The sequence below is a fragment of the Alteromonas sp. Cnat3-28 genome (assembly GCF_022348265.1).
Lineage (GTDB): Bacteria > Pseudomonadota > Gammaproteobacteria > Enterobacterales > Alteromonadaceae > Alteromonas > Alteromonas macleodii.
This window is the reverse complement of sequence record NZ_JAKREY010000012.1, coordinates 43,541-66,764: the sequence shown is the minus strand read 5'-3', so window position 1 is coordinate 66,764 and position 23,224 is coordinate 43,541. Positions and strand designations below refer to the sequence as shown.

The window sequence follows — 23,224 nt, the reverse complement described above, 5'->3', positions numbered from 1 at the left end:
GACGACGTGACAAAAAACGCCACTCAGCTCTATACGATTAAGATATTGTTGGAACATGGTAATTAAATTCAAGCAGCTCCACTTGAACAATAACACTATTAAGACTTATTATCATTTACTTATATGGTTATCTACTTATAATACGCCCAAGCAGTTAGAGCCATATCAATAATTCCAATCGAGCTTTTTCACTCACTGCTTTTTTTATTACACCGAACATGGCAACCGCTCAGTCTCTGTGAGTACAGGGGCGCTTTGCTATTTTTAAATTGTAGGAAAACACGCTTTATGAAGTTATTAAAATTATCACCAATTGCCTTGGCGATAATGTCGTTAAACGCTGTTGCAGCCAATGAGAGCGACGAGAACAAAGTTGAGCGCATTAGCGTTTATGGTCAGCAGAATCAGCTTATTTTAAATTCTGGTACGGCAACCAAGTCAGACATGGAATTAATTGAAATTCCTGCGGCTATTGTGGTGATAGGTAAAGATCTTGTTGATCAACAAGGCAAAACTGACTTGCAAGAAATCATCAATAATATAAGTGGTTTAAACCAAGCTGGCAACAATTACGGCGTTGGCGACAACTTAGTTATTCGTGGTCTAGGTGTAAGCTATACGCTAGACGGGATGTACGCAGGTGGTGACTTAGGTAATAGTTTTAATCCTACTCGCTCTATGATCAACGTAGAAAGCGTGGAGGTGTTGAAAGGCCCTGCAACGGGGCTTTACGGCATTGGTGCCGCTGGTGGTGTCCTAAACCTAGTTGAGAAAAAACCGCAGTTTGAAGACGCCTTTCACGTCCGCGCTCGCGCGGGAAGCTGGGACGCTCAACAAATTATGTTGGATGCAACAGGGCCACTGTCTGAACACTTAGCCTATCGACTTGTTGCAAACCACGAGTCGAGTGATGGCTACCGAGGTCTGGGCCAAGAAAGAAACGAAGTCTACTCGACCCTTCGTTTTGAGCACACCAAATCGCATACTCTTACTCTTTTTGGTGCCTACATCGACGATAGTGTCCAAATAGACTCAGTGGGCCACCCTGTTCGCATTGTAAATGAAGATAGCATTAATGGTTCACAAACCGATTGGACCGCACTTGTTAACGACAGCGATGCGGACGGCGACGGTGTATTTGGCATTCAGCTAACTGATACGCAGCGCCAAGAACTCGCTAACACCATAACCAATACTGATGGCTTACGCCCTTATGATTTAGGAAGTGGCTCGGTAATCTCGCCACTGTCAAAACCTAATGAAGGTGAAGAAACACGCATCAAAATAAAGTCAGATTGGCAGCTATCTAGCGACACGTTGCTAATACAGCAATTGCAGTATCGCGATTACGAGTCTGAATTTGTTCGTCAAACAGGTGCATACAACTATGTATATTGGAACCGAAATGGAGAGATTAACGCAAACCCTCGCGCACCGCTTGTTATTGACGATGTGCTTTATCCATTTGCAGCGCGGCGCCAAGAATACCGTCGCCAATATGCCGATGAACAGTCTATTCAGTACTTTGCCGATTTGAAATCAAACTGGTCTTACGGCGGTGTGCGCGGTGAACATTTGGTTAGTGCTAACCTTGAATCTCGTGATATTCACTTAAAATCTTGGTCTATTTACGACGCCGACGGTACCAGTGCCGACAATGCCATACCGTATATTTTAGATATTACGAATCCTAACTGGCCAACCGGTGACTTTGACGACTACGCACCATCACTTCGCAGTAACTACGATAAAAAAGTGACCTCAATGGGCATAAGCCTGCAAGAGGTTGTGTATTTCACAGAAAGCCTAACTGGCCGTTTTGGCGCCGCCTTTACTGGCATTGAGCAAGAATACCAACACTTGGGTACTGATCGCTCACCACTTCGCACAGAAGAAGCCGACACCGACGATAAAGGTGTTACTTATAACCTTGGCCTTAACTACCGCATCACACCGCAATTTGCCGTGTTTGCAAATGTTGCTAAAGGACGCACGGCTTATAGCATATTAGGGAGCGTTTCTAGTTCAGAAGAAGACAATCGTCCCGATTCAGAGTCTGAGTCGTTTGACATTGGTGTGCGTTTTACCGCACTGAATGAAGAATTGATTGGGTCAGTCGTTTTCTTTGATACCAGTAGAACTAACCTTCGCTACAGTAACCCATTGTTTAACGATAACCCTGACGATCCAGAGTTCAATATTGATGTGCCGCAGTTCTTCTATGATGACGAAGACAAAACACGTGGTGTAGAGATTGACGTGAACTTTGACATCAACGAAATGTTCTCGATGAATGCTAACGGCACCTATCAAGACGCTGAAACCATTAGAAACAGTAACCGTGGAACTGACACGCCGGTATCAGGCCCAGTTAAAGGTATTCCTGAAAAGTTTGCCAGCGTATGGGGTGAATATCGCGACACCGTATTCGACTTGCCAGGGCAAATTAATGCAAGCCTAGGCCTAACCTACGAAGATGAGCGAACCATTAACTCAACATCGTTTGGCCTGCCCGTTTCTGTGGTAGGAAGCTATAGCGTGTGGAATGCGGCTGCTGGCTATACCGCAGACGACTGGCAGGTGCGCGTAAACGTAAACAACCTGTTTGATAAAACCTATTACTCAAAGGCAATGTTCTTGGGTGGTTTACCCGGCGAAGGCAGAAACGTGACAGTGACTTTCGACTATCACTTCTAAGTTGACCAAACCTAAATTAAAAGCAGATAAAACCAACACGTACTACTTTTAAAGTTGTATCAAAGCGCCGTCATTTTTTGAGGGCGCTTTTTATTTTTTACGTCTAGTCTCTAGAATCTTATTGTTTCTTCGAAATGCGGAATAAACGCATTCCATCCTTTTTCTTTAATGACACGTTGCAATGTATGTTTAGCACCTTCCTCTCCGTGGATTAAGTAAATCTTGGGCAGCGTATTGAAGTGCGACAACCAGTCAATTAGCTGTTCTTGACTAGCGTGTGCTGAAAACCCACCTAACGTGTGGATTTGTGCGCGAACGGCAATATCCTCCCCCGCCATTTTTACATGTGTGGCTCCATCGATTATCTTACGTCCCGGCGTCCCCATCGCCTGAAAGCCGACAAAAACTACATGGGACTGTTTACGCCATAAATTTTGTTTTAAATGGTGTCGAATACGCCCACCGTTGCACATACCGCTGCCCGCAATGATTATGGCACCGCTAACCACTTTGTTAAGCGCAATCGACTCTTCTGTTGATGTGGTATAGCTTAATATGGGCAACAATGAATGTAAGCTCTGATTTTGGCTATGAACGCGCTCGGCACTATCGGAAATAGCATCGAGATCTTCTTCGTTATAAACATCTTGGTAGCGGTGATAAATTTCAGTGACCGCAATCGCCATTGGACTGTCTAAAAACACCCGCTGCTGCGCTAATTTGCCTTGTTGATATAGCTCACCTAATCGAAATATGATCTCTTGGGTGCGCCCTACCGCAAATGATGGAATAAGAATGTTTCCGCCATTTTCACTGGCTTGTAAAATAACCTGTTCAAACTCATCTAGGGTGGCTTCCATTGAACGATGGTTGCGATCGCCATAGGTAGACTCTAAAAGTACGATATCCGCTTCTTTTATTATATCCGGATCGCGAAGTAACGCGGCTTGCGAATTACCGAGATCGCCAGAAAAGACTAACTTTTTAACGTTACCGTTTTCAGTGATACATATCTCTACTATCGCCGAGCCAAGAATATGCCCGGCGTCAGCAAAATTAAGCTCAACGTCTTGGGTTATTTTACGTTTGGTGTAATAGCGAATGGGTATGCACTGCTTTAACACGCCATCAACTTCTTCTTTGCGATATAATGGTTCGATAAGGGGTTTACCCGAACGCTGACGACGTTTATTTTCCCATTCTGCGTCTCGTTCTTGTAAAGACGCAGCATCTTTTAACAAGACTTCAATGAGATCCGCAGTCGGCCGAGTCATATAGATTGGGCCGCTATAGCCCTCTCTTAGTAAAATAGGCAAACGGCCAGAATGATCAAGGTGTGCATGAGACAATATCACCGCATCAAGCTGACTGACATCCACTGGCAAGGGTTTATGGTTTTTCGCCTCTTCATCACGCCTACCTTGATATAGGCCGCAATCTAACAACAAGGTGCTATGTTCAGTTTTGAGTAGATGCATAGACCCTGTCACACCTTCCACTGCGCCTAAAAAAGTAAGTGATGCCATATCAGGCTCCTTCCATTGTTTTCGAGTTATTCTGACTGTCGCCGTGTATTAAGTTTGCTGTTGTTATACTGTCTTCAACTTGTTGAATACGCACAAAGACTTTGACCCACATTTGTACTATCTGCAGCAGGTACTCCATGCACTCAGTGGCATCTGTCATTTGGGTAACAGCAATGTCACCTTGTGTTGCCCCCATCACAAGTGCTGATTTAACTTTGTGGTGTTCTTTGTCGAGTAAGTCAAACTGAAGACTTAGCGCATCACTACTTTCAAATTGTCTCCAGCGCACCATACGCATGAACTCGTTAGTTACCGATAGATAGTTAAGCAGTTGACCTTCCAGCTCAGCCTTGGTGAGGACATCCCGACGCCTGCTCACTGCAGAAATAGCGAGTGCCTTTTGCGCGCTAGATAGCATGTAGTGCTCTACTCGCATGAGCGAGGCCAGTGCTTTTGTGGTTTCTTCACTTAAAGCTGCACGCTCTACGTCTACAATAAATTGCGATATGTGTTGGCATAGCGCCTCAACGCCATGTATGTCGTTTTCAACGGCAGTTATTTCACTACTTTGTTGAGAAAACAGTTTGGGGTAAACATGTAAAAAGCGGTCAGATACTGACAACAATTCTAAGATGAGCGCGTTTACTGCCAGGTCAGGGGTTTGAGCAATATTTTTGTCCAAATGCTTAGGTTTTGAGGCCTCTTCTTCAAGAGATACAAACCGCTGCTCAAGAAAGCTTGCAAGCTTGTCGTTCAGAGGAAAGATAAGTGCTACACCCAGTAAATTAAACAGTGTATGGAAAATGGCTAAGGTGATTCCTGGGTCAGCGTCTATTTCTGCAACCGCCGTTATCCAATGGATTAGCCCAAACAACAGCGGTAAAATAAGCGCAGCCACAACAGCGGTCGCTACGTTAAACACAACTTGTGCAGCGGCAACGCGCTTCGCGCTAGAGGTAGCGCCAATTGACGCGAACATAGCCGTAGAGGTTGTGCCTATATTTGCACCAATAACCATTGCGCCGGCGGCATAAATACCCACCATGCCTGAAGTTGCCGCGGTGATGGTAAGCGCGATAGATGCACTAGATGACTGGGTTAGCACGGTCATTACAAAGCCAATCACTAGGTACATAAGAAAACCTTCAACGCCTTCAGCTTTAAACTGACTAAGATCAAAGGTACTTACTATTCCTTCAAAGGCTGTTTTTAAACTGTCTATCCCTACAAAGAAAAGACCAAAGCCGGCGATGGCGATACCGACTGACGCTAAACGGCTATTGGGCTTTAATAATTTCAGGATCATGCCTACGCCTATCATAGGCAAAGCAACGGCCTGAATATTTAATTTAAAGCCTACCATTGCGACAAGCCAGCCTGTCATGGTGGTGCCGATGTTGGCGCCGTACACTATACCTAAGGCATGGCGCATACTCAGTAAACCGGCGTTAACAAAGCCTAAAGATGCCACGGTGACTGCACTTGAAGATTGCACCAAAGCTGTCATTGCCGCACCCGACACCACGCCTCTAAATGGCGTTTTGCTCCATTTAGCGAGCAAGGTACGCAGCGCATTACCTGCTGCCAACTTAAGCCCTTCAGTCATCATTCCGATGGCCAGTAAGAACAGACCTAACCCACCAATTATACTACCCAGCAGTACGACACTTTCCATCTACCAGCCTCTTTGCTTTATTCATCGCCGACCATTCGCTATTTATGATCATTTCTTCTGAGCACTTCGCCAATAAGTAAAAGTCGCGGTTGGCGCTTCATGTCTTCATAAAAGTATAGATAAGAGTACAATGCGCGTAAGTCTCATTGTTTGTTCTTGGTCAAACAATGAAGAAATACAGCAACGCAATGCACAGCCGTTCAGGGGTTCAACTTAATGATTGAGCACTAGGCAAATGAGTAATAAACCACGGCTACGCAACAAAAGGTGATGGAAGTGACAGAACGTATCAAAACGCTAGATGAATTCGCAAAGCATGTAGATTACTCTTTGCTCGACACGCTCAGTCCAGATCCACAAGCAACCCTTGATGGTAACGACCATGACCCGCGCCAAGTGTTTTCAGGTCACTATGTGCCAGTTACTCCGACCCCATTAACTGCACCGACGTACGTTGCTCATAGCGAAACGCTGTTTGCCGAATTAGGCTTAGACGATAGCTTGGCAACATCTAAAGATTTCACTCAGCTGTTCTCAGGGGACATGTCGGATGTACCTGCTCCAATGAAGCCCTTCGGCTGGGCAACCGGCTACGCACTTTCTATTTACGGTACGGAATACACACAGCAGTGCCCGTTTAGAACAGGTAACGGCTACGGTGACGGCAGAGCAATTTCTATCGTTGAAGCAGTATTAAACGGCAAGCGTTGGGAAATGCAGTTAAAAGGTGCTGGTCGCACGCCTTATTGTCGCGGCGCAGACGGGCGCGCCGTATTGCGCTCAAGCGTGCGCGAATTTTTAGTGCAAGAACACATGCATGCGCTTGGCGTTCCTACCTCACGCTCTCTGAGCTTGTTTATGTCTGAATCAGACACGGTAGACAGGCCGTGGTATCGCGAAGGGTCTCATTCCTATGAACCTGAAGTGATGGTAGAAAATATAACGGCTATTTCTACCCGCGTGGCGCCCTCCTTTTTGCGCGTAGGCCAAATAGAGCTTTTTGCTAGGCGAGCTCGCTGTAACGAACACAGCGAAGCGTTAAACGAACTAGAAGCCATTGTTAAGCACCTTATTGAGCGAGAGTACTCAAGTGAAATTGACACAACCACGTTGTTTGAAGAGCAAGTGGAAACGCTGGCTACACTATTTCGAGACCGGCTAACGCGTCTTGTTTCTGGTTGGGTTCGAGTCGGTTATTGCCAGGGCAATTTTAATAGCGATAACTGCGCCGCAGGAGGCTTTACGCTGGATTATGGGCCATTCGGCTTTTGTGAGTTTTTTGAAGCAGACTACCAACCTTGGACAGGCGGCGGTCGTCACTTCTCGTTTTTAAACCAGCCCATTGCTGCGCAAAAGAACTTCGATATGTTCTGCCGCTCACTGATGCCGCTACTTGAAGGCAACAGTGAACAGCTCTCAAAGCTTAACGAGCTCAACGACGGTTTTTCTGGCGTGATGGAACGCGCCATGGAGAGTATGTGGGCAACAAAGCTTGGCATTGCCAGCTACGACCACGACTTACTAATTAAGCTGCTGCAATTAATGCTGCGCACAGGCGTGGACTACAATCTGTTTTTCCGAGAGCTATCGTCAATGCCTGAAGATATGACGAGCTTGACGAAAAGCTTTTACTACCCGCCTAAAGCAGAGGTCATGACAGAATGGGAAGCATGGCTACAAACGTGGCGTGAGCGCATTGAAAAGGACGCCGAAACACAAGGTGATGTTACAAACGCTATTGCTGCTACCGCAGAGAATATGCGCAAAGCAAACCCTAAATTCACATGGCGCGAATGGTTAATTGTGCCTGCCTATAAAGCCGCAGAGAAAGGTGACTTTACGCCAATTCACGAACTTCAGAAGATACTTACTGCGCCTTATGATGAGCAATCAAAAGAGGTAGAGAATAAGTACTACCGGCTGCGCCCACTTGAATTCTTCAGTACTGGCGGAGTCGCGCACTACAGCTGCTCTTCGTAAGAAAGAGCAGCTTAATTTTAGTTTACTTATAAAGAGTCAATCGATTCGCTAGGCTCAGTAAACCACACCGGGCCATCTTCGGTCATATAAAAGTGATCTTCTAAGCGAATACCGAACTCGTTTGGTACTACGATCATAGGTTCGTTACTAAAACACATACCAGATGCTAGCGGGTGAGGATTGTCTTTTACCAAATACGGCCATTCGTGAATATCCATGCCTATGCCGTGCCCGGTTCGATGAGGCAAACCTGGTAAGTTATAGTCTGGTCCTAAGCCATCTTTAGCTAAGCTGTCTCGCGCAGATTTATCCACATCGCCACAGGGAACACCAACTTTTGCAGCGTTAAATGCGGCAAGCTGCGCGCGCTTTTCGCTTTCCCATAATGCTCGTTGCTTATCGGTTGGCTCACCAAAACAATAGGTTCTCGTGATATCAGAGAGGTAGCCATGCACCTTACAGCCAGTATCAATCAATACTAAGTCGTTCTTCTTTAGTACTTGAGGGTCTTTAACGCCGTGGGGAAACGAGGTGGCTTTTCCAAAAAGTACAATGCAAAAATAGTTACCAGCAGCCCCCACTTTCTTATGTGCATCGTTAATAAATGCTTCAACTTCTGTCGTGGTAATGCCTTCATAAAGCATACTGGCAGTCGCTTTGTGCACAGCTAGGGTCATGTCCATAGCGCGTTGAATAAGCGTGAGTTCACTTTCAGATTTGTGCATGCGACAGTGTGCTGTTACCTCTGCACCATTGATAATTTGCCAAGATTGGCCAAGCATCTTGTTCAAACCATCTACGATAAAAAACTGGGTCGACTCATCCACACCCAGTTTATCGCCTCCAGCGGTGTTCAGTTTATCTAGCATAGCTATGACAAGCGCATATGGGCTCTCGTGCTCTTGCCAGCCAATTATGTCGCCTTCCACTAATTTGCGTTCGTTTAAAGAGTCGATCTCAAAGGTAGGAGCTATATATACAACGTCACCTTTTGCAGGTAAAAGCGCACCGACTAAACGCTCACTGGCGTACCACTGCATACCTGTAAAATACGCTAAGTTAGTACCCGCGTTTAAGTAGAGCGCACCAATGCCATTTTCCTGCATATAATGCTGCGCCTTGGCAATTCGGGCTTTGTATTCAGAGAGCTCTATGGGGCGCAGATCGCCTGTCATGTTGACAAGGCTATCTAAAGCCTGCTGTGGTGTTTTTGTGCCTATTATTTTACCCATTTTTTTCGTCCCTACACTGGCGCAAGGCTGATTGCCTGTTGGAATGGTCATCAGCCCGCCTTAAATATGAATTTATTAAAACGGGCTCACTGTACAACATTCAATAGAAATGTCGAGATAAGCAGAGATGGCTAGACCTTTTGTACAGCTTGTACAGCGTACCTAAAGATAAACACTCGCTAATGACTCGCTGTGCTTCACAGTGCACTTTTCCACGCAGCCTCTGGTAGCAAGTACAAGCCTTTTTCGCTTTTTGCGCCTTCATTTACGATATAGCCGATACCCGCCGCCATAACGGCCAAAGTTACGTCGAAGGCATTGATGCTGTCACCATAGCCCGCAGTTAAGTTAAACATAGAGCCATCGGCTAGAAGATACAGTGTTTTATCGCCCAGTTTATAGGCATTTACATAAGGCATTGGCTCACTGTGAGTAGCGTTGTTTTTAAGATAAGGCACATCAATTTCTTGGGCTACATGGCCTACATTTAAAATAAATGTTCCGTCTTTCATGTTGTCTAGATGACTCGAATTCACCACGCCATACGCGCCAGTTGCAGTGGTAATAACGTCAGCTTGACTAGCCGCTTCATTTAAATCAACCACTGGCCAGCCGTCGTATTTCGCTTGAAGCGCTCTTGCTGGATCAAGTTCTGCAACTTGAACCTGTGCCCCAAACGCTTTAGCCGAGGCGGCAACGCCCTGCCCAACCAAGCCATAACCAATAACAACCACTACTTTTTCGTGCAGGGTTAGATGAGTGGTTTGGAAGAAGGTTTGCCATGCGCTTAAGCCCACCATGTGCCTGTTGTGAAGCCCTTCTTTTACCGGCAAATCATCCCAGTTAAATATTGGATAGTTTGGCGCCATACCATTTAAACGGTTAATGCCAGAGCCCGTTGCTTCTAAGCCCGATACAATGCTCGGTACTGGTTTATTTGCTTTTATATTTTCGTGAAGTCGAGTTGTCAGATCTGCGCCCATTTCACACAAATGGGTAGGCTGCCACGCCAGCGCTTTATCGAATGACTCAGACCAGTCAGCCTCGCTCATATCACGCCATGCATGGGCCGTTGCGCCTTTATCAACAAGGTAAGACACCACGTCATCTTGCACCGTAGTGGGGTTACACGTGGTAAGAAAAATGTCGCATCCTCGTGAAAGTAGCCCTTCAACCAAAGGCGCCATTTTCAAATCTAAATGCATGTTGCAAGCAAGTTTAACGTTCGACAGATTGGGAAGTGATGCAATGGCATTACGAGTGCGCGGCATATGAAGGCTAGCCCACGCCAACTCTGCTTGAAAATCTTGGTACATGAAAAGGATACTCTGAGAAAATGAAAAGCAGAATCATACGTGAGAATGCTGTATTTATAAATCAGCTAGATACTTCCCTTTATTTATCCTCTTGGTTATTTCCTCTTATTCTGAATCTTCCTCCCAAAGCACCACTTTGTTGCGACCTTTTGCTTTCGCTAGGTATAAGGCTTGGTCTGACTGTTTAATGAGAACATTTATATCCTCTTCGCCTGGCGAGGTTCCTGCCACACCTATACTTACTGTCACTCGTATGAATTTGTTAATGTCGTGGGTGAAAAGGTGTACGCGGAGATTCTCGGCAATTTGCTTGGCGTAATGCACCCGAGTATTGGGCAAAAATACCAAAAACTCTTCGCCGCCCCAGCGAAAGGTAATGTCAGAGCCCCTAACTTGCCCTTTAATTTCTTCAGCGACTTTTTTCAGCACCTTGTCACCCATGTCGTGACCATATTTATCGTTGATACCTTTAAACCAATCAATATCAATGAGCATAACCGACATGAACTTATTACTGCGCTTTCCCATCTCCCAAATAGGATAAACCAAGTCTTCAAAAGCTCGCCGATTATAAAGCGACGTAAGTGGATCGAGCCTTGCGTCACGCTCGGCGTTTCTGCGCGCTTGCTGTACTTGTTTGTAGTTAAATGCCAGTGAGATAGATAGTAAAGACATTTCCAACACCATGCCGATTTCAATGCCTCTAAATGCCCATTTCGAGTATGGAATAAGCCCCCATGTGGCTAGACTCGACACCATCGCACCGCCGGTTCCGCATAAAATGGCTGGAAGGAAAAATTTAGCTAATGTGTCGCCATTACGGTAGGCAAAAATTCCTATCAACAACATCCAAATCGCTATTGTTGTTAAAACGGCAAGCTGCGACATCACCGCGAAAGAGCGACTTCCAATCAACACAATGATGACAGCGAGTGCGCCCAATGCGCCATAGATATACTTCCGACACCGATAGAGCTTTGGTAGATAGAGTTGGGTATTAAGAAACTCGATGGTGAATCTTACCGCACTGAACAAATACAAAAACATTAGCGCGGGCAAAAGCCACTGTTGAAGGAATATCGATTCTGACCAAAGCCACCAGAAACCATGACCGGTATAAGTGAAGTTAAATAGCAAAAACGAGAGAAGGTATAAGGAATAAAGCAGGTAGCGCCGTTCTTTGAGATAGGAGTATAGAACCAAGTTGTAGACCAATAAAATAACGAGTGCGCCGTACAACGCGCCATAAAAATACGCATTTTCCGTTGTCTTGTTTTTGGCAACTACTGGTGGCCCTACATATATGGGGATCGTCATAGGATCTTCAGAGGAAAATCGAAAAACCACCAGCGTTTCAGGTTGGGTAAATCGATAGAATACGGAAGGCATTCTTGCGTCGTCAAAGCGAGCACTATGCACCTGATTATCACCAAGTTTTACATGACGCTTTCTTTGACCGTTTTCGAAAAAATAGAGGTCGATATCGTCTAGCCACGCATTATCTATTTCTATTTTCAGAGGAAGAAAAGGTACGTTTATTGGGCTATTTTTAGCAATACGAGTAACAAGAACACCATATGTATCTAATTCAACAGCCAACACACCCCAAACCGTGTTACCAGTGAACCCATAACTAACGCGCCCTTTAGTATTTTTTATAAGTGTATTCTGCTGATATTTAGTCAGGATGTCTTCAGCAGTAAGCTGACTACCTTCCTCGTAATACATCCACAGCTTGTCGTTAACTAACTGCATTTTATCTAAAGACGCAGTACTTTTAGCGTAAGCGTGAGAGAGCCCGCCCCACAAGCAATTAACTATTACAAAACCAATAAATAAAAGAAGTGCTTTCATACATCAATTCTTTTGAATAGGGGCTTTTGAACACAGGGCTAGCTTTTGTATCGGCACCCCTTTCTTATATAAATATTAAGTTACGCTTATCAAAACCGTTTGTGAATAGGTTAAATTCATCAATATTCTACAAATGCGTTTTTATGTTGTTTCGTTTCCACATGTAAAGGCTTACGTATCTTTTATGCTTAGTTTTATTACCAGCACGCTGATTCCTGTTTTGATCCTTCTGTTAATGGGATGGCTATTTTTTCGCATTAAATGGCTCAATGAAGGGTTTATAGAAGCTGGATCTAAACTGGTATTTAACGTTGCGCTCCCTGCGCTGTTATTTCTATCGATAGCGCGAGCAGACTTTTCTAAAGCCGCCAACCTATCGCTGATAGGCGTTGGGGTTATGGGCACGCTCATTGTTTTTGCCGCTCTGATGATTACCTCTCATCTGACCGTACATCCGTACAAAGCCAGAGGTGTGGTTGTACAAGGCGGTTTCAGAGCCAATATGGGCATTATTGGCCTTGCTTATTGTGCCAATACCTATGGGCAAGAAGGGCTTGCTGTAGCCTCGGTCTATATGGGGTGTATTACTATATTGTTTAACGTATTGTCTGTCTTTGTTCTTAATTTTTATCAAGGCACGTCGCGTTCTTTATTGGGTCAAGTTACTGGCATGGCGAAAAACCCGCTGATTCTTTCTATCGCGGCAGCGCTCCCCTTTTCTTACTTCGAATGGCAATTGCCCACCACCTTGATAAAAACCGGTGAATACTTTGCGCAGCTAACACTGCCACTTGCACTTATTTGTACCGGTGCTTCCCTACAGTTCCGCTCATTCTCCAGTGACTGGTTTAACATTGTGCTTAGCACAACCAGTAAATGCGTGGTTTATCCCACCATATTAGTCGCGTTTGCCTATGCTTTTGGATTTAGAGGTATGGAACTGGGCATTGTTCTTCTTCTCGCCATTTCACCTACTGCTGCAGCAAGCTATGTCATGGTTAGAAACTTAGGCGGTGATTATCGTTTGGCGGCAAGTATCATCGCAGTGAGCACATTGGCATCTCTGCCTATTACCGCCCTCGCCTTTGGAATATTAAGTAAACTACAGCTGGTGTGATGAAAATACGTCTTTGTTAAGCGCATTTTAAGTTTATAAACAGTGAAGAGTGAAGCTATTGATGTGTTGTTAGACGGTATTGGAAACTAAAAGCGCCGGGTAACTCGACGTTAACCCGGCGAAAAAGGCGTAACAGACGTCGCCCTAATCTGCTTCGATCTCACCCTCTTCAATGGCCACAACGCGACGTGCTTCAACGTAGGTTTTAATAGCCCAAAGTGTCTCTTGGTCTAAGATAGGATCGGTTTGACCTTCAGGAATACCGCCAAGTGCAGGCATGCCTTTCGCCGAGCCAAAACGCAAGCGCTCAACGAACCATTCGTCGTCTTCAAAACTTTCTGGGTCGAGTTCACGAAGGTCTGGGTTTATTCCGCCAGACTGCGCGTGCAAGCCGTGACAACCTGCACAGTTATTTGCATAAGCTGACTCACCAAACTTGATGACCTTCGTTTTGGTTTCTTCATCAAGGCTTCGATATGGGTTTTCAAACACCCAGCCATTTTCAGACTCATCGCCATCAGTGATTGGCGGCATAGCTGAGCTATCTGCTCCTTGAGGGATAACATTTCCATGTGCAAGCACGTGGCCAGACAAGCCAGTTACCACGAGTGCCGCAAACAACATCGATATTTTTGTTTTCATAATTCATACATCCTCAAAAGACTATGAATTAAGTATACGTACGAGGAAATAAGGGGTAACTCTACTTTGGTTTTGAAAGGCTCCTCCTTTGGTAGGAGGCCACAATGATAGCCACTGAAAGCGCAAGCTTTACAATTGCTGCTTCAACGTTAGTGCTAAAGTCAGAGTCGAAATAACGCCCATAAGAATGATGAAGACTTACCTTGCTAACAGGTAAATGAATAGGTGAAGAAAAAAAGGCCAGCGCACCTAGGCGCTGGCCATGTATTAATCACTATTTACTGCTCAGCTAAGGTTAGTTTTTTGCCACCTGCTGATAGCGCTTAGGCAATTTAAACGTCCACACGGTGCCGCCTTGGTTGAAGTGCTTCACGCGTTTTGCAACTTCACCGCCCCATAATGGCACTGCGCCGCCCCATCCAGATAGTACAGAGATGTACTGCTCACCATCCATCTCCCATGTCACTGGAGAGCCAACAATACCTGAGCCAGTTTGGAACTTGTAAACCATTTCGCCAGTTTTGTCGTCAAAGGCCATAAGATAACCTTCAGGGTTACCGGTCCAAACCAAACCACCACCTGTAGTTAACACGCCGCCCCAAAGTGGAGAGAAGTTGTTGTAGCGCCAAACGGTTTTACCTGTTTTAGGGTCAATCGCTTTAAGTACGCCGATAAAGTCCTCATTCACTGATTTGATGGTGAAACCCGCACCAAGGTACGCTGCACCTTTTTTGTAAGAGGTAGGCTCGTTCCAGATATCCATTTCCCATTCGTTTGAAGGCACATAGAAGAGTTCAGTATCCTTTGAATAGGCCATTGGCATCCAGTTTTTACCGCCTAAGAACGCAGGGCGAGCAACAACCTGTGCGCCTTGTTTACCATCAGCTGATTGCGCTGGGCTTCCTGGGCGATTTTCTTCAATGTAGATAGGTCGACCTTTTTCATCCAGTCCCTTTGCCCAGTTTAATTTATCAACAAACGGGAAGCCGCGGATAAAGTCACCGTTTTCGCGGTTAAGGACGTAGAAAAAGCCGTTTCTGTCGGCGGTTGCCGCCGCTTTCACTGTCTTGCCGTTTTCCTGGTAATCAAACGAGATAAGCTCGTTTACGCCATCGAAGTCCCAGCCATCGTGCGGCGTGGTTTGGAAGTGCCACACAATTTTTCCTGTATTAGGGTCGATAGCTAAGCGCGACGACGAGAAGTAGTTATCGCCCGGACGTAGGTGAGAGTTCCACGGTGCAGGGTTACCCGTACCGAAAAATAGCAAGCCTGTATCTGAGTCGTAAGTACCACCTAGCCACGTTGCTGCACCACCGGTTTTCCATAAATCAGCAGGCCATGTTTTACCTGGCGCGCCACCTGAAATACCATTTTCGGTTTTCTTACCGTCTTTCCATAAGTACCCCATGTGCCCTTCAACGGTAGGTCTAACCCATAGCTGTTTGCCAGACTTCGCGTCGTAAGCATACACTTTACCGACGATACCGAATTCACCACCGGAAATCCCTGTAATGACTTTTCCATCAACTACAATAGGCGCTGCAGTAATGGCGTAGCCCGCTCGATAGTCTTCAACCTTTTTCTTCCAAACGGTTTTGCCCGTGTCTTTATCCAGTGCTACTAACTTGGCATCCAAGGTGCCAAATATGACCAGATTATCGTAGAGCGCAACGCCACGGTTTATCACGTCACAGCAAGGCATAATGCCGTCTGGCAAACGCGCTTCATATTGCCATAGCTCTTCACCAGTTCTCGCATCAATGGCCCACACACGAGAGTAAGATCCGGTTACATACATCACACCATCTTTTACCAGAGGCTGCGATTCTTGACCCCGCTGCTTTTCACCACCTAATGAGAACGCCCACACAGGACGTACTTCTTCTACTGTATCGCGGTTAATGGCGGTTAGCGGGCTATAGCGCTGAGCTTTCAAGCCCATTCCATACGTCACTACGTCGTCAGTGGTAACGTGGTCATTTTGAATATCTTTGTCGGTGACAACAGCATGGACAGGAGTTAACGCACTTGCACAAACCAGCATAGATAAGGCAAGTTTTTTAATTGGCATATTATTATTCATAACGGTTCCTAGTTGCATGTAGGCCATAAATGGTCTGTTTCAGACTATTCGTTAGGATTAGCATAGCTAGGGGGGATGTCGATGCCTATGCAACAGCGGAGTGATTTGACTCCTCCTTTAGGAGGAGGAATGAAGGGCTATTTTCCCTTTTGTTTAACACCTTTACGCTTTCACGTCTTTTTAAACTAATGCGTGACTGATAACGGCGCTAGAGGTAAAAAGGCAATTGGCCATAGAGTTATTGCCTAATGTACTATCGCTCTGAACGCTATTGGTCACATGCTTTTATACTGAATTATCTTATTCTGAACTTTCATTCCCCGCAAAATAAGGCGGCATCTCGTAAATAGTTTTGTATTTCTCAAATAACCGTTGCATATCACCCTCTACCACCATTCGCGTAATTACATCACCAATTTCATAGCCAAGCGCGCGATAATTAGTATGAACAGCAAGTCCTATATCCCACTTTTGCTTTCCAATGAGCGGAAACGCGTTGCTTGCAAGGCGATATTGCTCATTATCAACAAACTGACTGAGGTAGGATATTTGCGAGCGCAATCCCATTACCGCTTCGACGGTTCCTGCTTTCATTGCGTCAAACGCTTCTGCGTTTGAGCCATAGTGCGATGTTTTTTCTCGCAATCGGCCGCCAAACGCTGACGTTAAGTAAAAGTGGGGAATGCTGTCTATTTCCGCACCAATCGTGTGATACTGAAACATGCCCATGGTTTCCACTTCGGGCAAAGTGTGCGTGTTGTGAATGATTTGCCAGCTTTCACGCTGATAAGGGGCAAACATATGAACAAGCTCATTAACCAACAAGCCCACATCGTCACGTTTTTGAGAAAAGCTTGGGTCGTAAGGCGCGCGCATCATCACATCAGCCTTAATGCGATGAATTATATGGCCCTTCCATAGGTAATTTCTGAAATCGTCCTCTGTCGTTTCACCTGGTGTCATCCATATCAGTTCTAGCTCAACACCAAGGGCGCTCGCGATTTCACGGGCGATATCAATATCAATACCTGTGGGGTTGTCGTTTTCAATAAATGAAAATGGAGGATAGTCGGTGTACACCGCAATTCTAATTAAACCGCTGTCTTTAATATCGTCTAACGATCTTGCTTCCCCGAACGCAGAAAGCGCAGAACCCGTTATCAGGCAGAGTAAAATGAAAATAACTCGAAAAGGTTTAACTAACTGCACAGCTTACCCGCTTATTCAATCGAACTTCTTAAGCATACTAAGGGGTTAGCGTGATTTTACTAATGCTACTTTAGCGCCATAGCATTCCTCCTTTAGGAGGATGTTCTTCGGGAAAATTGCCATATACCCTTATGTCAGACAAACAGATATCAGCAAAAGCATGCAGCTGAGCTCGGGGTGGTATATGGCAAAGGGTGTAAAAAGCACGGTTGAAAGACGATTAACCGGTAAGCGTTATCAAAAGTGTGTAGCGTCACTTTTTTGCTGCGTTCTGTTGTCGTTATTTAACAGCGCGCTCGCATTTAATGAAGCGCAATCTTCACAGGCTCAACAAGCTGCACCTCAGGCCTCTTTTGCCACTATTGTGGTCATTTACATAAAAGTTGCAGGCACATCTCCACCAGGCACACCAGACTATTTAAAGTCCCCCAGCAATGAGGGGACAGCTGGCGCAAGTGTGGCGATAGAAGATGCCAATATCACGGGAAAATTTCTTGGTTATCAGTTTGAGTTAACTGAAATCAGTGTGCCTTCTATCGGCGAACTGCAAGCTTCTTTAGCTAAAACACGCCAGCACTCTGGTTTAAGTGCTAACACAAATCACAAAGAAATAAGCAGCAATCGGCAAGGCAACATTGCACCCGTTGTACTACTGGACATGCGAAGCAGTGATAAGGTAAAGGCTGCCTCAATTGAGCCGTTGATTGCCACTATACAAAGCACGCTTCCTAATGCCGTATTTTTTAACGTAGCTAATAGCGATGATTTGCTGAGACAAAATTCATGTCGCCTGCCCTTGTTTCATACAATCCCCAGTTATCAGATGAAAGCCGACGCGCTAGCCCAGTGGTTTCGCACTAAGCGTATTGACGAGATATTTGCAGTTTACGGAAAAACCGCTGACGATGCTGCATACCTAGCCGCGTTCAAACGCAGCGCTAAGAAATTCAAGCTTTCACTTGTTGAAACTAAACAGTGGCAGGACAGTTTTGATTTACGCAGGGCTGCCTTTGCTGAAATTCCTCAATTTACGCGAACAACAGAAACCTATCAGGCTGTTTTTACCGCCGATAGCGCGGCGCAATTCGCGTATAGCCTACCCTTTAACACCTATTATCCCGTACCTGTGGTAGGCGCTGCCGGCCTAAAAGCACTAGGTTGGCACTTTACCCACGAACAATGGGGCGCACGTCAGCTTCAAAGCCGTTTTAACGATACGTTTAACAGACACATGAATGAAGTCGACTTCGCCGCGTATCTTGCGGTAACGGCGGTGGCAAATGCTGCGCAACAGGGAAGCAATTTAACGCAGCAGGGAATACTTAAAACCTTGCTTAGCGACCACTACACGCTGGGTGCCTATAAAGGTCGCCCTCTTTCTATTCGCCCCTACACCCACCAATTTCGTCAGCCTATTGCGCTGGCCCACGAAGACGCACTGGTGACTCATGCGCCCCTTGAAGGCTTTCTGCACCAAACCAACGAACTGGACACATTAGGCGCAACACACACTACCTGTAAGGACAAGTTATGAGCTATCGCTTTGCACTCTTGCTTGGCAGTTCAATGGCAGCCTTTGCCTTAGCACTTCCTCAAGCCTTTGCATTTCCTCAGGCGTATGTCACTAACGAAAAAGACAACACGCTATCTGTCATTGATATGACGACATTTGATGTGATTGAAACTATCGAGGTTGGAGAGCGCCCCCGAGGGTTTATTTTAAGTGCAGACCAGTCCCACGCGTATATTTGTGCCTCTGATGCTGATCGCATTCAAATTATGGATTTGTCTACCCATTCCATAGTCGGCGATCTTCCCTCAGGTGCAGATCCTGAAACCATAGCATTACATCCTAACGGCACCACTATTTACACAGCTAATGAAGACGATGCCCTTCTTACTGTTATCGACATTCCAACGGCTCAGGTCATTTCTCAGATAGATGTGGGCGTAGAGCCTGAGGGGCTGGCAGTGAGTCACGACGGCAGCATAATGGTCGTCACATCAGAAACCACTAACATGGTGCACTGGATAGATACCAAAACGCACGAAAATATTGCAAATAGCTTGGTTGATGCAAGACCCAGAGATGCTCACTTTACCAGAGATGACAAGTACCTTTGGGTAAGCTCTGAAATAGGTGGCACCGTCAGTATTTTCGATACTGCTACTAAGCAAAAAGTGAAGACCCTTTCCTTTGCCATTAAAGGCGTTTATCGCGACAAGGTTCAGCCAGTGGGTATTGTGCTTATGAAAGATAAGCCCTACGCCTTCGTGGCGCTTGGCCCAGCGAATCGCATAGCGGTCATCAATACCGATACCTTTGAAGTGGAAGACTACATTTTGGTTGGGCGACGAGTGTGGCAACTAGCGTTTAATCAAGATCAGTCCTTATTGCTGACCACTAACGGTGTGAGCGGTGATGTTTCTGTCATCAATACCCACACGTTAAACGTAGAGCATACGGTAAAAGTGGGGCGTTACCCTTGGGGCGTGGCGGTTAAATGGAAATAGCAGTTCAGGCGGTTTCACATCAGTACGGCGGCCATCACGCGCTGGACAATATAAGCCTTTGCCTAAAACCAGGCTTAACCATGCTGCTTGGGCCAAATGGCGCAGGCAAAAGTACCTTATTTGCGCTTATTACGGGCCTTCAAAAACTCACGCAAGGCAGCATTACCTTTGATGGTGCTACACTGTCTCAATCTCGCACAAGTATTATGGCGAAAATGGGCGTGGTATTTCAGCAAAGTACCTTAGATATCGACCTGTCGGTAAAACAAAATTTGTCCTACTTTGCTTCGCTCCACGGCATAACTACCACTAGCGCGCTATCTCATATTCAAGGCCTGCTCGACGAGCTCGATCTTACGAGTAAGCTCAACACAAAAATTAGAAACTTAAATGGCGGGCACAGACGTCGGGTCGAGTTAGCTCGCTGCCTTATTCACAAGCCATCCTTGCTGCTACTAGACGAGCCTACCGTTGGCTTAGACATAGAATCCCGTCATCTTATTTTGCGGGTAGTACAAGCACTCGCTCATTCCCAAAACGTAAGTGTACTATGGGCCACGCATTTATTTGAAGAAGTGAAGCACAACAACAACTTGATAGTCTTATCAAAAGGACGAGTGTTAGCCCACGACCAATGTGAAGCCTTGTTAGCCAAGTATCATCAACAAGATATTGAGCACCTTTGGCAGCATTTGATGCAGGAAGGCTCCTGATGTATTGGCGCTGTTTTGTGGGTGTACTTACCCGAGAGATGCTGAAGTTCTGGCAGCAACGTACACGCCTGTTAAGTGCATTGGTGCGCCCGCTGCTTTGGCTATTTGTTTTTGCCGCAGGGTTTCGTTCGGCCCTCGGTCTTTCAATGACCGAGCCTTACGAGAGTTATATTTTGTACGAAGAGTACATTGTACCTGGGCTTGCCGCCATGATTGTGCTTTTTAATAGTATGCAAAGTTCATTGTCCATGGTGTACGACAGAGAAATGGGCAGCATGAAAGTACTGCTGTTAAGCCCGTTTCCCCGCCCTTTTCTGCTAGGCAGCAAGCTTATAGCCAACACCTTGGTAAGCGCTATTCAGGTGTACATCTTCTTTGCCTTTGCGCTTTTACTGGATGTACGTCTATCTGTGTTGGGATACGTTTATGCGTTGCCTGTTATTGCGCTACTGTCATTGTTTTTAGGTTCGTTAGGATTATTACTGGCAAACTATATTAAGCAGCTAGAGAACTTTGCCGGGGTCATGAACTTTGTCATTTTCCCATTGTTCTTTCTATCAAGCGCCCTATACCCGCTTTGGAAAATGCGTGAGGCCAGCGAATGGCTGTATCAGATTTGCGCCTTTAACCCCTTTAGTAGCGGCGTAGAATTACTGCGATTTGCGCTCTATGAAAAACTCGAACACAACGCGCTAGCCGTTGTACTTTGTCTTACGGCTATCACTTTTATTTTCGCTGTGAGAAGCTTTCGCCCCAAAGCCTCAAAAGGGCGCTTCTCGTGATAAAATCAAACCTAATCTGGGCTAATGAAAGCAATAAAGTTAAAACGTTAGACGATAGTGACTGCTTACTTATTTTAACTACGCCCGAGTTATTAGCGAGCCAACTATTTCACTTTTCAACACCCGCTAAGACATACATTGAGCAGGTTTTTGACGATGAAGGTTTTGCAGGAAATAAAGGCCAATGTGTATTCGTACAAGGCCTTAAGGCGTTTAAAACAAGTTACATCCCAGACACTGAAAACAGCGGACAAAACAAAGTTAGCCAACAATTAGCTGAAGTAAAACGGGTGCTGTTTTATGGTGTCGATTTTGCGTTTTTTGAAGCGTCAGATGCACCCAACGTCTCTAGCCGTGCCTCGACTTTATCTAAAACTAATGACCCCTCCATGGTTAACCGCTCAAGCTACGCTAGCGATTCAAACTCCGCGTTTAATTCAAAAGGCACTAGTGACTTGAACCAAACTAACGCGCCAGCATTTCGCTACTTAGAACAGCAGTTCGATGCATTGTTTAAAAAGCTTAAAAGCGTGTCGGGAACCTTGGAAAAACTGTCGTTTATGGCGCTTTCTACCACTGAAACAGCAAGCAATGACCCTGTTAACACCATTGCAAGCCACTCACCATTTCTGAGTGCGCTACTTAGAAGCTATTTCAAGCACGGTTATCACTTTAAGGGCTATAAGACGAATAACCGTTCGGTTTCTAGCAGTCGAGCCCGCGATGGCAACAACAACGCAACTAGTGTTGAAAAAAACGCCGCAACTAATGAAGCAATTAACCAAGCAACTGATATTAGGGGCACGCTGTCTCTTGCATTAGATGCCAAGCATTTTAATAACGCGCAAAAGCGTCTCGTTTCACACACTATAAGCTATGAAACGGCCCTGAATGACGCGATGACCTGGACTAAAGATCTCGCCCACATGCCAGCCAACTTGTGTACGCCAAATTATCTGGCCGAACAAGCTCAGCATCTGGCGCAAACCTTTAGTACGGTGTCTTGCGATATTCTTAATGAAAATACGCTGAAGCAGCTAGGTATGAACGGCTATTTAGCGGTAAACGCAGGTTCACAGTTCGCTGCCACCATGCCTATTCTTCGCTACACAGCCAAAGGTTTAGAGAATTCACCGCCGGTCGTGTTAATCGGCAAAGGCGTAACGTTTGATAGCGGCGGCGTAACGTTAAAACGCAGCCCTGATATGCGCCATATGATTTACGACATGGCAGGCGCTGGCTGTGTATTGGGCGTCATTCAGGCGGTTGCCACACTGGGGTTAAATATAAATATTGTTGGTATTGTGGCGAGCGCTGATAATGCGATTGATGGCAAAGCCTATCGCCCGGGTGACATCATTACTATGCACTCAGGAAAAACCGTGGAAGTCATGAGCACCGATGCAGAAGGGCGTATGCTTATGGCCGATGCAATCAGCTACGCGAAACAGTTCTCCCCCTCGGTTATTATTGATATTGCAACCTTAACCGGCGCGGCTATTAGCGCACTGGGGCACAAAGCCACTGCACTTTTTAGCAACGCTCCAGCGCTTGAAAGTGCGTTAGTTGAAGCGGGTGAACAAGCTAACGACAGGTGCTGGCCTTTCCCACTTTGGCCAGAATATCAAGACGCTATTACCTCTCAGCACGCGGATATGATGAATACGGGTATAAACTCTCCCGGTGCTATTTCGGCAAGCTGCTTTCTCTCTCGCTTTGCTGACGGCACGCCGTGGGCTCACCTCGATGTGGCAGGAACCGCTTTTACCTACACCAAATCGTTATCGGCAACCGGCCGCCCTATTCCTTTGCTGTTATCTTACTTAAGCAGCTGCGCTATAAAAAATAATCAATAAATCATCAAAATTCATGACAGTTCTCCTC

The 23,224-nt window shown here is 45.8% G+C and carries 16 protein-coding genes; 8 read left to right on the top strand and 8 right to left on the bottom strand.

Annotated elements, in window-relative coordinates; genetic code table 11:
* Nucleotides 1–288: 288 nt before the first annotated feature.
* Entirely contained in the window at nt 289–2,697 is a 2,409-nt protein-coding gene (locus MHM87_RS13310; protein WP_239259521.1) for a TonB-dependent receptor, read from the top strand.
* Between the two features lie 110 nt (nt 2,698–2,807).
* Here the strand turns inward: MHM87_RS13310 and MHM87_RS13305 are convergent, their stop codons facing one another.
* Both MHM87_RS13305 and MHM87_RS13300 read right to left on the bottom strand, forming a co-directional pair.
* The gene (locus tag MHM87_RS13305) at nt 2,808–4,223 is read right to left on the bottom strand and encodes an MBL fold metallo-hydrolase (protein ID WP_239259518.1); all 1,416 of its coding nucleotides are present in this window, start codon (nt 4,221–4,223) and stop codon (nt 2,808–2,810) included.
* A 1-nt stretch (nt 4,224) separates the two neighbouring features.
* Nucleotides 4,225–5,898 carry a Na/Pi symporter gene (locus tag MHM87_RS13300; RefSeq protein WP_239259516.1) on the bottom strand — a complete coding sequence of 558 codons (1,674 nt, stop codon included), beginning with the start codon at nt 5,896–5,898 and terminating at the stop codon, nt 4,225–4,227.
* A 276-nt stretch (nt 5,899–6,174) separates the two neighbouring features.
* Between MHM87_RS13300 and MHM87_RS13295 the strand changes: the two genes are divergently transcribed.
* A complete protein-coding gene (locus tag MHM87_RS13295) occupies nt 6,175–7,878 on the top strand; it encodes a protein adenylyltransferase SelO family protein (protein ID WP_239259514.1) in 1,704 nt (567 codons plus the stop codon).
* A gap of 26 nt (nt 7,879–7,904) precedes the next feature.
* On the opposite strand, the gene MHM87_RS13290 is transcribed toward MHM87_RS13295, so the two are convergent.
* From MHM87_RS13290 to MHM87_RS13280, 3 genes are all read right to left on the bottom strand, one after another.
* The gene (locus MHM87_RS13290; RefSeq protein ID WP_239259618.1) at nt 7,905–9,110 is read right to left on the bottom strand and encodes a Xaa-Pro peptidase family protein; all 1,206 of its coding nucleotides are present in this window, start codon (nt 9,108–9,110) and stop codon (nt 7,905–7,907) included.
* A 197-nt stretch (nt 9,111–9,307) separates the two neighbouring features.
* Complete coding sequence (locus MHM87_RS13285; RefSeq protein ID WP_239259512.1) at nt 9,308–10,426, bottom strand: adenosylhomocysteinase; 1,119 nt, start codon at nt 10,424–10,426, stop codon at nt 9,308–9,310.
* 105 nt (nt 10,427–10,531) lie between these two features.
* Nucleotides 10,532–12,280 carry a diguanylate cyclase gene (locus tag MHM87_RS13280; protein ID WP_239259510.1) on the bottom strand — a complete coding sequence of 583 codons (1,749 nt, stop codon included), beginning with the start codon at nt 12,278–12,280 and terminating at the stop codon, nt 10,532–10,534.
* A gap of 184 nt (nt 12,281–12,464) precedes the next feature.
* Between MHM87_RS13280 and MHM87_RS13275 the strand changes: the two genes are divergently transcribed.
* Nucleotides 12,465–13,397 (top strand): AEC family transporter, encoded by a 933-nt coding sequence (locus MHM87_RS13275; protein WP_014950661.1) that lies wholly within the window; start codon nt 12,465–12,467, stop codon nt 13,395–13,397.
* Nucleotides 13,398–13,541: 144 nt separating this feature from the next.
* Here MHM87_RS13275 and pedF read toward each other — a convergent pair whose 3' ends face one another.
* The 3 genes from pedF to MHM87_RS13260 all read right to left on the bottom strand — a co-directional run bounded on the left by pedF (nt 13,542) and on the right by MHM87_RS13260 (nt 17,331).
* Nucleotides 13,542–14,039 (bottom strand): cytochrome c-550 PedF, encoded by a 498-nt coding sequence (gene pedF / locus MHM87_RS13270; RefSeq protein WP_014950662.1) that lies wholly within the window; start codon nt 14,037–14,039, stop codon nt 13,542–13,544.
* Between the two features lie 295 nt (nt 14,040–14,334).
* Nucleotides 14,335–16,122, bottom strand: a complete 1,788-nt coding sequence (locus tag MHM87_RS13265) for a PQQ-dependent methanol/ethanol family dehydrogenase (RefSeq protein WP_014977357.1) — start codon at nt 16,120–16,122, stop codon at nt 14,335–14,337.
* A gap of 300 nt (nt 16,123–16,422) precedes the next feature.
* Nucleotides 16,423–17,331: an ABC transporter substrate-binding protein gene (locus MHM87_RS13260; RefSeq protein WP_239259508.1), complete on the bottom strand. Its 909-nt coding sequence runs from the start codon at nt 17,329–17,331 to the stop codon at nt 16,423–16,425.
* A gap of 184 nt (nt 17,332–17,515) precedes the next feature.
* Between MHM87_RS13260 and MHM87_RS13255 the strand changes: the two genes are divergently transcribed.
* The 5 genes from MHM87_RS13255 to MHM87_RS13235 are packed head-to-tail and all read left to right on the top strand — an operon-like array spanning nt 17,516 to nt 23,196.
* Complete coding sequence (locus MHM87_RS13255; RefSeq protein WP_239259506.1) at nt 17,516–18,865, top strand: ABC transporter substrate-binding protein; 1,350 nt, start codon at nt 17,516–17,518, stop codon at nt 18,863–18,865.
* Complete coding sequence (locus MHM87_RS13250; protein WP_239259504.1) at nt 18,862–19,845, top strand: PQQ-dependent catabolism-associated beta-propeller protein; 984 nt, start codon at nt 18,862–18,864, stop codon at nt 19,843–19,845. The genes MHM87_RS13255 and MHM87_RS13250 overlap by 4 nt, the downstream gene beginning before the upstream one ends.
* On the top strand, nt 19,836–20,558 hold the full coding sequence (locus MHM87_RS13245; protein WP_239259502.1) for an ATP-binding cassette domain-containing protein: 723 nt from the start codon (nt 19,836–19,838) through the stop codon (nt 20,556–20,558). The genes MHM87_RS13250 and MHM87_RS13245 overlap by 10 nt, the downstream gene beginning before the upstream one ends.
* Nucleotides 20,558–21,340: an ABC transporter permease gene (locus tag MHM87_RS13240; protein WP_239259499.1), complete on the top strand. Its 783-nt coding sequence runs from the start codon at nt 20,558–20,560 to the stop codon at nt 21,338–21,340. The genes MHM87_RS13245 and MHM87_RS13240 overlap by 1 nt, the downstream gene beginning before the upstream one ends.
* Complete coding sequence (locus MHM87_RS13235; protein ID WP_239259496.1) at nt 21,337–23,196, top strand: leucyl aminopeptidase; 1,860 nt, start codon at nt 21,337–21,339, stop codon at nt 23,194–23,196. The genes MHM87_RS13240 and MHM87_RS13235 overlap by 4 nt, the downstream gene beginning before the upstream one ends.
* Nucleotides 23,197–23,224 lie beyond the last annotated feature (28 nt).

What these genes read in the sequence shown, in the direction of transcription:
- pedF (WP_014950662.1), bottom strand. Translation starts at nt 14,039, where the DNA reads ATGAAAACAAAAATATCGATGTTGTTTGCGGCACTCGTGGTAACTGGC.
- MHM87_RS13310 (WP_239259521.1), top strand. Translation starts at nt 289, where the DNA reads ATGAAGTTATTAAAATTATCACCAATTGCCTTGGCGATAATGTCGTTA.
- MHM87_RS13290 (WP_239259618.1), bottom strand. Translation starts at nt 9,110, where the DNA reads ATGGGTAAAATAATAGGCACAAAAACACCACAGCAGGCTTTAGATAGC.
- MHM87_RS13305 (WP_239259518.1), bottom strand. Translation starts at nt 4,223, where the DNA reads ATGGCATCACTTACTTTTTTAGGCGCAGTGGAAGGTGTGACAGGGTCT.
- MHM87_RS13245 (WP_239259502.1), top strand. Translation starts at nt 19,836, where the DNA reads ATGGAAATAGCAGTTCAGGCGGTTTCACATCAGTACGGCGGCCATCAC.
- MHM87_RS13300 (WP_239259516.1), bottom strand. Translation starts at nt 5,898, where the DNA reads ATGGAAAGTGTCGTACTGCTGGGTAGTATAATTGGTGGGTTAGGTCTG.
- MHM87_RS13280 (WP_239259510.1), bottom strand. Translation starts at nt 12,280, where the DNA reads ATGAAAGCACTTCTTTTATTTATTGGTTTTGTAATAGTTAATTGCTTG.
- MHM87_RS13250 (WP_239259504.1), top strand. Translation starts at nt 18,862, where the DNA reads ATGAGCTATCGCTTTGCACTCTTGCTTGGCAGTTCAATGGCAGCCTTT.
- MHM87_RS13255 (WP_239259506.1), top strand. Translation starts at nt 17,516, where the DNA reads ATGGCAAAGGGTGTAAAAAGCACGGTTGAAAGACGATTAACCGGTAAG.
- MHM87_RS13265 (WP_014977357.1), bottom strand. Translation starts at nt 16,122, where the DNA reads ATGAATAATAATATGCCAATTAAAAAACTTGCCTTATCTATGCTGGTT.
- MHM87_RS13285 (WP_239259512.1), bottom strand. Translation starts at nt 10,426, where the DNA reads ATGTACCAAGATTTTCAAGCAGAGTTGGCGTGGGCTAGCCTTCATATG.
- MHM87_RS13240 (WP_239259499.1), top strand. Translation starts at nt 20,558, where the DNA reads ATGTATTGGCGCTGTTTTGTGGGTGTACTTACCCGAGAGATGCTGAAG.
- MHM87_RS13275 (WP_014950661.1), top strand. Translation starts at nt 12,465, where the DNA reads ATGCTTAGTTTTATTACCAGCACGCTGATTCCTGTTTTGATCCTTCTG.